Here is a 10977-nt window from a genome sequence, read left to right on the forward strand (position 1 = left end):
AATAATTATGCTTGGTACACTTGAGGTAAATATTAAAAAGACTAAACGATCATTTGCAATTGGATATAGTGCAGTATTTTTAATTTTTTATTGTATAATTCCTCTTTTTTTTATGGGAAATCCTGCAAATGACAAAATTGCCGGTACATTGGCGGGGATTACAATTTTGTCTATTTTAGGCTTTCTTACCTCTTTTTACATTAATTTTTTTCCCGAAGTTAAAAGAAAATATTTGGTTATAAATGGAGATATATTCAGCAGATATGTATTCCTTTTTTATATCATAGTAGTTTTGCTGATTGTAGTTACTGCAGGTGAGTTACCTATTTTAGCTTCCTTAAGAGGTGCTAGTCAGGAGGATCTTTTCGGACTGAGAGAAGGATTTCTAAAAGATCGAAAAGGGTTTGAGATTATTTTTAGCTATTTAATAACATTGATTGACAGTACATTTTTTCCATTTGTAATTATAAGGGCTTTTTTATACAAAAATAAAAACAGATATATATACTTAATTGCTTTTATTTTATATTCTATTTCTTTTTTGGAAAAGGCATATTTTCTAAAGATTGCTATCCCTCTTTTTCTGTTTTTTTATTATAAATCCAAAAATAAGAAAACATATTTACTAATAAGCGGAGGTGCTATTATAGCAATTATCATTTTAATGTTCACCCTCTCGAAGTTTGATGCTATTGAAGTAATAAGAGATGAACCATTTTTTAGTATTTATCATATTCCTTCTACAGTTTCAGAGGCTGTTATCTGGAGGATTGTTGCGGTGCCCGTAATCACTGCATATCAAGGGCTTGATCTCTTTTTTTCAAATAGTTTTAATGGTGAATATCTGTATGGAGCAACAAGTAGCTTATTGTCATCTTTATTCGGACTGGAAAGGATAAACTTTGAGAGAGTATTGTATCAAAGTCAATTCGGTGGGAGTGAGACCGGAAATGCTAATCAGTTTTATCTCATAGAAGCTTTTATTAATTACGGCTACATCGGTGTTTTTGTATTTTCTTTGATTGTAGGAAAAATGGCAAAAGACTTTATCAATACCAAGAATATAGCTGTTATTTGTATCATTCCTTTATTATTTTATAGTCTTTTTAATTCAGGCTTAATAGGAAATCTGTTTAGTAACGGATATATATTATTTTATTTAATGATTAAGTTTGTTAAATTTAAATAAATTTAAAATCTATAATGTTTAAGAAAATTATCTGTACACTATTAATATTTTTAATATCAGAAAGTATATTGGCTGCCGGTTTTGATGATGACACCAAATATCTACAGACTTTGCTTTACGGTAAAAATCGAGTGGAATTTCCATCAGATAAAATTTATACAATTAAAGGTACTCTTTATTTGAAGGATAATCAAACCATTATAGGTAATGGTACAACAATTATACAGTCATTACCCGAAAGCCCTATTTTTGATTGTGCTGAAAAAGAAAATATATCAATCACCGGAATTATTTTGAAAGGATACGGTAACGATTATATACCAACCTCTTCTTCCCTTGCCGTAGGTATCTATTGTTTAGGAACCAAAAACCTGACAATAAAAAAGAATAATTTTTTTAATTTTTCATATTCACCTATATCTGGCTTAAGAAATGTGAAAAATATACTTTTTGAAAATAATTATTGTGAAGGTCCGGGATTAAACAATGCTGAAAATTATCAGAAAGATATGACAGGTGTTGCTTTGGGGGGTGAAGAAATTAAAATTATCAATAATAGAATAACCAACAGCTCACAAGGGATCATTATTGCGGAGGGAAGCAATAAGGTAATTCTTAAAAATAATCAAATATTTAATCTTCCTCTTGAACACGGTATTTATATTGACACCTCATGCTCGAATATTACTATAGAGAATAATCGCATTACTAATGTCAAAGGCTCAGGAATAAAAATCCAGAATAGAAATAAAATAATAGGCTTTGGAATAAGTAAAAATATAATTATAAAAAACAATAGCGTTTCAGATACAGAATTAGGGGATGGTATACTGGTTACCAATACCGAAGGAAGTGAAGTATATGCCGAAAACGTCTTAATTGAGAGTAATACTATAAAAAATACAGGCCAGGATGGTATTAATATGAGAGTTTCGAAAAACAGTAAAGTTTCAGGTAATAAAATTCAAAATACAAAAAGAGCAGGTATATATCTTAAAGATAATCATAATCTTACCATTTATCAAAACAGGATAGAAGATACAAAACAGAATGGTATTTTTGATGAGGGTTCCGGGAAAAATATCAATATAGACAACAATATTATTATAAATACAGGGATAGAAGGTATTGATAAAAATGGACTTAGTTCCGGGATCTTTATTCAGAATGGAGAAAACAGAAGTATTACAAACAATTATGTACAAGGTAATCCCAAATACACCCAATACGCATTATATATTCCTTATGGAAATCAAAATACAATGATCTTGAAAAATAATAAATTTATAGGTGCCAGAGATTCTGGTGCCAGATTTTCCGAGAAAAAAACAAAGTTTAAAGAATTTACCGGGAATCAATTCGACTCCAAACTTAGTGGTTCAAAAAACTTAAATCAACCTTAAATTAATGTGATGAAGAAAAAAGGTTTATTTTTATTTGCCGATTATTTTGATTCTACCACTACAATAATACGTGTCTTAAAAGCTTCAAAAGATGTATTTGGAGAAATTAATTTTCTGTATTGGGCTCGTTCGGGAGAAAAAAGAAATCCGCCTGATGAAGAACTTTATAAAGGATTGCAATTCGATGCTTTTGCAGAAACAGCTAGTCCTAGGAGCTTTTCAGCGCTCTTATTATTTATTAAATTCCAATGGTGGTTGTTTAAACAATTGCTTCAGAAAAAATCAAATTTTATAGTTGCTTTTACTTTTTATACAATATTTCCAGCACTTGTATACAAGTATTTTATCAACTGGAAATGTAAAGTGATTTACGATCCAAGAGATTATGCTGCAGATAGTTATAGAATTAATAAGACCATTAATTTTTTAATAAGGCTAATTGATAATATATTCATCAAGGCCTCGGATTTTGTAATATTTCCGGACAGACAGTATTTTATTTATTATGGATTATTTAAATTGAAAAATAATAAGTTCCTAATTCTTCCTAATTCTACTGAAGATAGCATTGAACAAGTAAAGCAAAATGATATATATTTAAAATATAATCTTCCAAAAGATAAATTTATAATTCCGGTAATAGGATATTTTTCTGAAACAAGAGGTGAAAAAATTCTTTTTGATCTCATTAAAAAAAATGACCCCAGATTATTATTTGTTTTTGCAGGAGATATTAGGGACGAGAAATACTTGAATTTTTTTAAGCAGCACAACAATATAACTTATCTGAAAAAAATACCTTATATAGATGCTTTGTCAATAATGAAAGAAGCTCTGCTGGTACCTCAGCTATATGATCCAGAGCTTAGAAATAATGTTTATGCACTACCGACAAAATACTATGACTGTCTAATGGTAGGTACTCCGATAGTAGTTAGTTTAGGACAAATAGATGTTGCTCGCGAAATCATTGCCAATAAATTTGGATGGGCAATAGATTACTATGATGTAGAAAGTCTTTATAAAATTATCAATGATTATATCAATAACGAACAAACTATAAACAAGGATGAACTCAGAAAATTTTTCTTGGAAAAGTATGATTACAGACTTTATAAGGTAAGGCTTAGAGAGATTTATAGTAAAATGTTAAATTAAATCAGTATTTTGCGAAATAATAGTGAATTTAATAATCGGAGTGTCTTAGTTTATTTCAGTAAATTCTCTCCGATTCGATCCATATTGATTTGAAGGAATATGATTATTAACAATTTTTTACTCTAAAATATAAATTATCATACTATCTCCGGAGTAATTTAAGATAATTCCATCTTTATTATTCGGAATTATCATTTTTTTATATAAATTTTATTACAGTTTCTTAATTTATAGATGCAATAAAAAATAAAAATTAAATTTGCAAATGACGAATAAGACACATATGACAAATAGAAACTATCAGATCTGTACCAAAACAATAATGGATACTACAGATCCACATATAATTTTCAATGAAAAAGGAGAAAGTGATTACTACACCAATTTTAAAGAAAATATTGAACCCAATTGGCATACAGATGGAAGAGGCTATGACGAATTAATGAAAATTGCCGATAAAATAAAAAAAACATCAAAAAATAAAGATTTTGATTGTATTATCGGCCTGAGTGGTGGATTGGACAGTTCGTATGCTGCTTATGTAGCCAAAGAAATTATGGGAATACGCCCCCTTATTTTCCATGTTGATGCAGGATGGAATACAGACAAAGCAGTTGGAAATATAGAAAAACTTATCAATGGATTGGGTCTGGACTTATTTACTGAAGTCATCAACTGGGAAGAAATGAAAGATTTGCAGCTTGCATTTTTAAAATCTCAGATTTCAGATCAGGATCTACCTCAGGATTATGCTTTTTTCTCAGCACTTTACAAATTCGCAAAAAAACATAAAATAAATTATGTTCTTACAGGAGGGAATTTCTCCACGGAATGCTGTAGAGAACCTGAAGAATGGGGCGGTTTTCCGGGGATTGATACTACATTGGTTAAAGATATTCATTCTAAATTTGGTAAAAGACCACTTAGAACTTTTCCGTTAGTTGATATTCTTTCTTATAAAATATACTATAAATATGTTTATGGTATGGAAGTTTTTAAACCCTTGAACCTGGTACCGTATATTAAAAAAGATGCAGAAAATCTTTTAACGGAAAAATTCGGTTGGGAGCCTTTTCAGCATAAGCACCATGAATCCAGATTTACACGTTTTTATGAAGATTACTGGCTGCCGAGAAAATTCGGGTATCAAAAAAGAAAAGCGCATTTTTCATCACTTATTCTTACAGGTCAAATGACCAGAGAAGAAGCTTTAGATAGAGTTTCCAGACCGGAATTATCAGAAGAATTCCTACAGAGGGAATTTGAGTATGTAGCCAATAAACTGGATCTTACAAAAGAAGAACTTCAGCAGATCTTTGAAGGTGAAAATAAAACATACAAAGACTATAAAAATAAAATGGGAATCATAAAACTGGGCGCCCAGGCAATGCAAAAATTGGGATTAGAAAAAAGATTATTCAGATGATAACAATTATTGATTACGGGGTGGGAAATATCAATGCATTTGTAAATGTTTACAAAAGAGTAGATGTTCCCGTAAAAATTGCAAAGTCAAAAGACGATTTACTGGATGCCGAAAAGCTTATTCTTCCAGGAGTAGGACACTTTGACCATGCGATGAACCAGCTTAATAATTCCGGAATGCGCGATACACTCGATGATTTAGTATTAGATAAAAAAATACCCGTCATTGGAATCTGTGTAGGAATGCAGATGATGGCAAACAGTAGTGATGAAGGAAAACTAGAAGGATTGAAGTGGATTGATGCTACTGTTAAAAAATTTGATGAAACAAAAATTAATCAGGTAACGCGGCTGCCACATATGGGTTGGAATGATGTAAAGCCTGTAAAAGACATGGAGCTGTTTAAAGGATTGGAAAAGGACTCAATTTTTTATTTTCTTCATACCTATTATTTTCATTGTCATAACAATGAAGACATAATGGCTGTAACAGAATATGGAGAAGAATTTGCATCAGCAGCACACCATGAGAATAAATACGGAATACAATTCCACCCTGAAAAAAGTCACCACTACGGCGAAATTTTACTTCATAATTTTGCCAAACTTTAAAACATTGTAACACGAATGTTAAGACCCAGAATCATACCCAGTCTTCTAATACAGGATAATGGACTTGTAAAAACAGTAAACTTCAAAAATCCGAAATACGTTGGTGATCCCATTAATGCGGTACGGATATTTAATGAAAAGGAAGTTGACGAGCTTGCCATCTTCGATATTGATGCAACTGTAAAAGGATTAGAACCAAATTATAGCCTTATTGAAAGAATTGCCAATCAGTCTAGAATGCCACTTTGCTATGGAGGCGGTGTAAAAACCGTTGAACAGGCACAAAAAATATTCGGACTTGGGATTGAAAAAATAGCACTTTCATCAGCTGTTCTTCAAAATCCGGGACTCATCACACAGATAGCAGAGAGAGTGGGGTCTCAAAGTGTAATTGTAGTACTCGATGTCAAAAAAAAGCTCTTTGGCGGCCATGAAGCTTATACTCACAACGGAAAAAAATCTACGGGAATTAATCCTTTTAAATTTGCTGAAGAAGCCCAGAAACTGGGCGCTGGCGAAATCATCATCAATTCTATAGATCAGGATGGCATAATGAAAGGCTATGATATTGCATTAATTGATAAGATAAGAGAAAAGATATCTCTTCCTCTCACCGTTTTAGGAGGGGCAGGTTCTTTAAATGATATTAAACAGGTAATTGACAGGCATGGGATTATTGGAGTAGCAGCAGGTAGTTTGTTTGTATTTAAAGGCGTGTACAGAGCCGTTTTAATAAACTACCCTTCTTTCGAAGAAAAAGAAGCTCTAAGGCAAAAATAATTATGTGCGGAATAGCCGGAATAATATACAAGGATTATACACAGGTAAAAGAAGGGACTCTAAAAACAATGACAGATAAAATGTCACACAGAGGTCCGGATGCAGAAGGCTTTTTTATTAATAAAAATATAGGATTTGGACATCGCAGATTATCAATCATTGATACAAGCCAGTCTGCAAATCAGCCGTTTTGTCTTGGTGATCAATATGTTTTGGTTTTTAATGGCGCTATTTACAATTATATTGAACTGAAAGATGAGCTTATAAAAAAAGGTTATCATTTTAAAACAGACTCCGACACGGAAGTCCTGATTACAGCTTATGATTGCTGGGGTGAAGAATGTGTTGGAAAATTCAACGGCATGTGGGCATTTGCTATTTTTGATCGTAAAAAAAATAAAATATTCTGTTCACGCGACCGGTTTGGAATCAAACCGTTTTATTATTTTACAAACAAAAATAAATTTATCTTTGCTTCGGAAATAAAACCTATTTTAGAAATTGAAAAGATCGAAAAAATAAGTATGCAGGTGCTTTTACAGTACCTTATTGCAAATAAATCTGAGCAGTCCAACGAAACTTTTTTTGATGGTATATTAAAACTTCCTCCATCACATAATCTTGTATATAACCTCACAGACAATAAGATTGATATTTATAAATATTATGATGTTCAATTTAGGAAAGAAATTAATGATCTGAGTCTGGAAGAATCTATAAGTATTTTTGAGAAAGAATTTGAAAAATCGATAAATCTAAGACTTAGATCAGATGTTAAAATAGGAACAGCGTTAAGTGGCGGACTAGACAGCGCATACGTAGCTTCAATTATAAATAAAGTAAATGAGGGACCTCAAAAAAAATTAAATATTGTAGCAATTACTGTAGGGTCAATAGACAAGAAAATTGATGAGAGTGAACTTTCTGATATAACCACTCGTTCTTTAGGAATAAAGCATGATATTATAGTTCCGGAAATTGATGAATTTAAAGATACTTTTGAAGAGGTAATCTTTAAGCACGAAGAGCCTTTCGGTGGAATCTCAATCTACATGCAGAAATTCTTAATGAAAGAAGCAAATAAATTAGGCGTTAAAGTACTTTTAGACGGTCAGGGTGCGGATGAAATATTATTGGGATATAATAAATATGTAATAGCCTACTTGAAAGATATTGATATAATCAAAAAATTGCGTCTCATTTCTAAAATAAAAAATCAGTATAACATTTCAGTATTTAAGTTATTACAATTATACCTTTTTTTTTCTTCTTCTCATATCAGAAAGCTTTGGATAAGAAAGAATAGCTTTTTTCTAAAAAACAAGTATGTTAAATATCTTAATTTTAATGTTGGTCTTGAAAAATCTTATGGTAATATATTTAACCTTCAAAAAGATGAAATATTAAGGGATCAATTGCCAGAACTTTTAAAATGGGAAGATAAAAACTCAATGAGCTATTCAATAGAATCCAGACTCCCATTCCTGGATTATAATTTAGTTGAAGTATGTTTATCAATAAATAATCAGTATAAAGTAAAAAATGGCTGGTCAAAATACATACTTAGAAAAAATCTGGAAAAGTATTTACCAGATAAGATTACCTATAATAAAAAGAAAATTGGTTTCGATGCGCCAGTGAAATATTGGTGGCCGAGATCCCAGGAAATAATTGATACGATCAATAATTCAAAAATTGTACAGGAAATTTCAAAAAAGAAATTTACCTTTATAGCAGATCGTGAACTAGAATGGCGTCTATATAATATCGCAGTTTGGGAAAAGCTTTATAACATGAAATTAGAAATTAAAACACACAATGCAGATTAAAGATAAAATACTTCTTATTACAGGCGGAACAGGATCTTTCGGTACAGCTGTCCTGAGAAAATTTATTAACACAGATCATTTTAAAGAAATCCGTATTTTTTCTCGTGATGAGAAAAAGCAGGATGATATGAGAAATCAGTTTAAAAATGACAAACTGAAATTTTATATTGGTGATGTGAGAGACTATAAAAGCATCGAACCTGCAATGAGAGGAGTAAACTATGTTTTTCATGCTGCTGCATTAAAACAGGTCCCCTCTTGCGAATTCTTTCCCATGCAGGCCGTGAAAACCAATGTTGAAGGAACTCAGAATGTCATTGAGGCGGCTGTTCAGAATCATGTAGAAAAAGTAATCTGTTTAAGTACTGATAAAGCTGCATATCCTATTAATGCAATGGGCATTTCAAAAGCAATGATGGAAAAAGTAGCCATTGCAGCCTCCAGAAATCTTGACGATACTGTTGTTTGCCTTACAAGATATGGAAATGTAATGGCTTCAAGAGGTTCGGTAATTCCTTTGTTTGTAAAGCAGATTAAAAACGGAGATTCCATAACCATTACAGATCCCAATATGACCAGATTCCTGATGTCATTGGAAGAAGCAGTAGACTTAGTATTATTCGCTTTTGAGCACGGAAACCCTGGCGATTTATTCGTCAATAAAGCACCGGCCGGAACAATCGGCGATCTGGCTCAGGCTTTGAAAGAAATGTTTAAGGCTGATAATCCTGTAAAAATCATCGGAACAAGACATGGCGAAAAATTATATGAAACGCTCTGTACCCGTGAAGAAATGATTAAGGCAGAAGATATGGGCAATTTTTATAGAATTCCTGCCGACAATAGAGATCTTAATTATGCTCAATATTTTTCAGAAGGTACAGAAGATATTTCTAAAATTGAAGATTACCATTCTCATAACACACAGCAGCAGGATGTAGAAGGAATGAAAAAGCTTTTAATGAAACTGCCGCTCATAAGAAAAGAGGTGTTGGGAGAAGACAACATAATGCAATATCCCGATTAAATATTGTTTATGGAAAGACCAATGATTATTAAAGGAAAAAGTTTTGCAGATGACAGAGGAAGTCTTTTTTTTAATAACGATTTCAATGCATCACAAATTAAAAGAATCTACTATATAGAAAATAGAGATACTCAGTTTATAAGAGGCTGGACCGGTCATAAAATCGAACAAAGATGGTTTTCTGCGGTACAGGGAAGTTTTACCATAAACCTGATTAAAATTGACCACTGGGAAAAACCGTCTGAAAATCTGCCGGTTTTAAAGTTTGAATTGAATTCAGAAAATTTAGACATTCTGCATGTTCCTCCGGGATATGCAAGTGCGATTCAGTCTCATCATGAAAATTCAAGATTGCTGGTAATGGCAGATTATGCCCTCGGCGAAATTACTGATGATTATCGTTTTCCCATAAACCACTTCGAAAATTTAAAATAATGAAGAAAATTGGAATTACCGGCCAGAATGGCTTTGTAGGCTCATATCTATACAATACACTGGGCTTATCCTCGGATAAATATGAAAGAATTCCTTTCCAAAGAGATTTTTTCAATAATGAAGAAAAACTGGATGAATTTGTCGGACAATGCGATGTGATCGTACATCTTGCAGCCATGAACAGGAATTCTGATCCACAAGTTATTTACAATAACAATATTGACCTGGTAAAAAAACTGATTGCATCCTTAGAAAAAACAAATTCAAAAGCACATATTCTATTCTCCTCCTCTTCTCAGGAAGAGAAAGACAATCTTTACGGAAAATCTAAAAAAGAAGGCCGTGAACTTTTGGCTGACTGGGCAGAAAAATCAGGTGGGAAATTTACAGGTATGGTGATTCCAAATGTATTCGGACCATTCGGGAAGCCAAATTACAATTCTTTTATTGCAACTTTTTGTTATAAGCTTACAAACCGAGAAAGCCCCGTTATTGATAACGACGGAGAAGTAAAATTAATCTATGTAGGAGAACTTGTAAAAGAGATCATTAGCCAAATTGAAGCAGAAAAAGATCTGAATTTCTACGAAGTTCCGCACACTTCTGTATATAAGGTTTCGGAGGTACTGAAGAAATTAGAAAATTATAAACAACTGTATTTTGAAAACGGGGAAATCCCTGTTTTGGAAAGTACATTTGATCTAAACCTTTTCAATACGTTCCGCTGCTATTTTGATATTAAAAATCATTATCCTGTAAAATTTACGCAGCATACAGATCCTAGAGGAGCTTTTGTAGAGGTAATAAGGCTTGGAATAGGAGGACAGTGTTCATTTTCAACAACAGTTCCCGGAATCACAAGAGGAAATCATTTTCATACAAGAAAAATAGAAAGATTTGCCGTTATAAAAGGAAAAGCTTTAATACAGCTGAGAAAAATAGACACAGATGAGGTTCTGGATTTTTATCTTGATGGAACAGAGCCTGCTTACGTAGATATGCCGATCTGGTATACGCACAACATTAAAAATATAGGAGAAGAGGAATTATATACAATTTTCTGGATCAATGAACCTTTTAACCCTGAAGATGCAGATACTTATTTTTTAAAAGTATAGT

General features: G+C 32.1%; 10 protein-coding genes. All 10 read left to right on the plus strand.

All coding sequences use genetic code 11. The features are described from left to right. The first annotated feature begins 7 nt into the window (after window positions 1-7). Window positions 8-1189 (plus strand): O-antigen polymerase, encoded by a 1182-nt coding sequence (locus HHL20_RS01425; RefSeq protein ID WP_169229423.1) that lies wholly within the window; start codon window positions 8-10, stop codon window positions 1187-1189. 14 nt (window positions 1190-1203) lie between these two features. Continuing rightward, window positions 1204-2592, plus strand: a complete 1389-nt coding sequence (locus HHL20_RS01430) for a right-handed parallel beta-helix repeat-containing protein (protein WP_169229424.1) — start codon at window positions 1204-1206, stop codon at window positions 2590-2592. 9 nt (window positions 2593-2601) lie between these two features. Further along, entirely contained in the window at window positions 2602-3750 is a 1149-nt protein-coding gene (locus HHL20_RS01435; protein ID WP_169229425.1) for a glycosyltransferase, read from the plus strand. Between the two features lie 283 nt (window positions 3751-4033). Next, window positions 4034-5176 carry an N-acetyl sugar amidotransferase gene (locus HHL20_RS01440; protein WP_169231088.1) on the plus strand — a complete coding sequence of 381 codons (1143 nt, stop codon included), beginning with the start codon at window positions 4034-4036 and terminating at the stop codon, window positions 5174-5176. Then, the gene (gene hisH, locus HHL20_RS01445; protein ID WP_169229426.1) at window positions 5173-5787 is read left to right on the plus strand and encodes an imidazole glycerol phosphate synthase subunit HisH; all 615 of its coding nucleotides are present in this window, start codon (window positions 5173-5175) and stop codon (window positions 5785-5787) included. The genes HHL20_RS01440 and hisH overlap by 4 nt, the downstream gene beginning before the upstream one ends. 15 nt (window positions 5788-5802) lie before the next feature. Then, window positions 5803-6567 (plus strand): AglZ/HisF2 family acetamidino modification protein, encoded by a 765-nt coding sequence (locus HHL20_RS01450; protein WP_169229427.1) that lies wholly within the window; start codon window positions 5803-5805, stop codon window positions 6565-6567. A gap of 2 nt (window positions 6568-6569) precedes the next feature. Continuing rightward, the gene (gene asnB / locus HHL20_RS01455) at window positions 6570-8396 is read left to right on the plus strand and encodes an asparagine synthase (glutamine-hydrolyzing) (RefSeq protein WP_169229428.1); all 1827 of its coding nucleotides are present in this window, start codon (window positions 6570-6572) and stop codon (window positions 8394-8396) included. After that, window positions 8386-9423 carry a polysaccharide biosynthesis protein gene (locus HHL20_RS01460; RefSeq protein WP_169229429.1) on the plus strand — a complete coding sequence of 346 codons (1038 nt, stop codon included), beginning with the start codon at window positions 8386-8388 and terminating at the stop codon, window positions 9421-9423. Before asnB ends, HHL20_RS01460 begins: the two co-directional genes overlap by 11 nt. 9 nt (window positions 9424-9432) lie before the next feature. Next, window positions 9433-9858: a WxcM-like domain-containing protein gene (locus tag HHL20_RS01465; protein ID WP_169229430.1), complete on the plus strand. Its 426-nt coding sequence runs from the start codon at window positions 9433-9435 to the stop codon at window positions 9856-9858. After that, complete coding sequence (locus tag HHL20_RS01470; RefSeq protein WP_169229431.1) at window positions 9858-10976, plus strand: polysaccharide biosynthesis C-terminal domain-containing protein; 1119 nt, start codon at window positions 9858-9860, stop codon at window positions 10974-10976. Before HHL20_RS01465 ends, HHL20_RS01470 begins: the two co-directional genes overlap by 1 nt. Window position 10977: the final 1 nt, after the last annotated feature.

The organism is Chryseobacterium cheonjiense (assembly GCF_012927265.1).
In the GTDB taxonomy this organism is placed as follows: domain Bacteria; phylum Bacteroidota; class Bacteroidia; order Flavobacteriales; family Weeksellaceae; genus Chryseobacterium; species Chryseobacterium cheonjiense.

Excerpts from the sequence above, each read along its gene's own strand:
- HHL20_RS01470 (WP_169229431.1), top strand. The coding sequence starts at position 9,858 with ATGAAGAAAATTGGAATTACCGGCCAGAATGGCTTTGTAGGCTCATAT.
- HHL20_RS01440 (WP_169231088.1), top strand. The coding sequence starts at position 4,034 with ATGACAAATAGAAACTATCAGATCTGTACCAAAACAATAATGGATACT.
- hisH (WP_169229426.1), top strand. The coding sequence starts at position 5,173 with ATGATAACAATTATTGATTACGGGGTGGGAAATATCAATGCATTTGTA.
- HHL20_RS01435 (WP_169229425.1), top strand. The coding sequence starts at position 2,602 with ATGAAGAAAAAAGGTTTATTTTTATTTGCCGATTATTTTGATTCTACC.
- HHL20_RS01450 (WP_169229427.1), top strand. The coding sequence starts at position 5,803 with ATGTTAAGACCCAGAATCATACCCAGTCTTCTAATACAGGATAATGGA.
- HHL20_RS01425 (WP_169229423.1), top strand. The coding sequence starts at position 8 with ATGCTTGGTACACTTGAGGTAAATATTAAAAAGACTAAACGATCATTT.
- HHL20_RS01465 (WP_169229430.1), top strand. The coding sequence starts at position 9,433 with ATGGAAAGACCAATGATTATTAAAGGAAAAAGTTTTGCAGATGACAGA.
- HHL20_RS01460 (WP_169229429.1), top strand. The coding sequence starts at position 8,386 with ATGCAGATTAAAGATAAAATACTTCTTATTACAGGCGGAACAGGATCT.
- asnB (WP_169229428.1), top strand. The coding sequence starts at position 6,570 with ATGTGCGGAATAGCCGGAATAATATACAAGGATTATACACAGGTAAAA.
- HHL20_RS01430 (WP_169229424.1), top strand. The coding sequence starts at position 1,204 with ATGTTTAAGAAAATTATCTGTACACTATTAATATTTTTAATATCAGAA.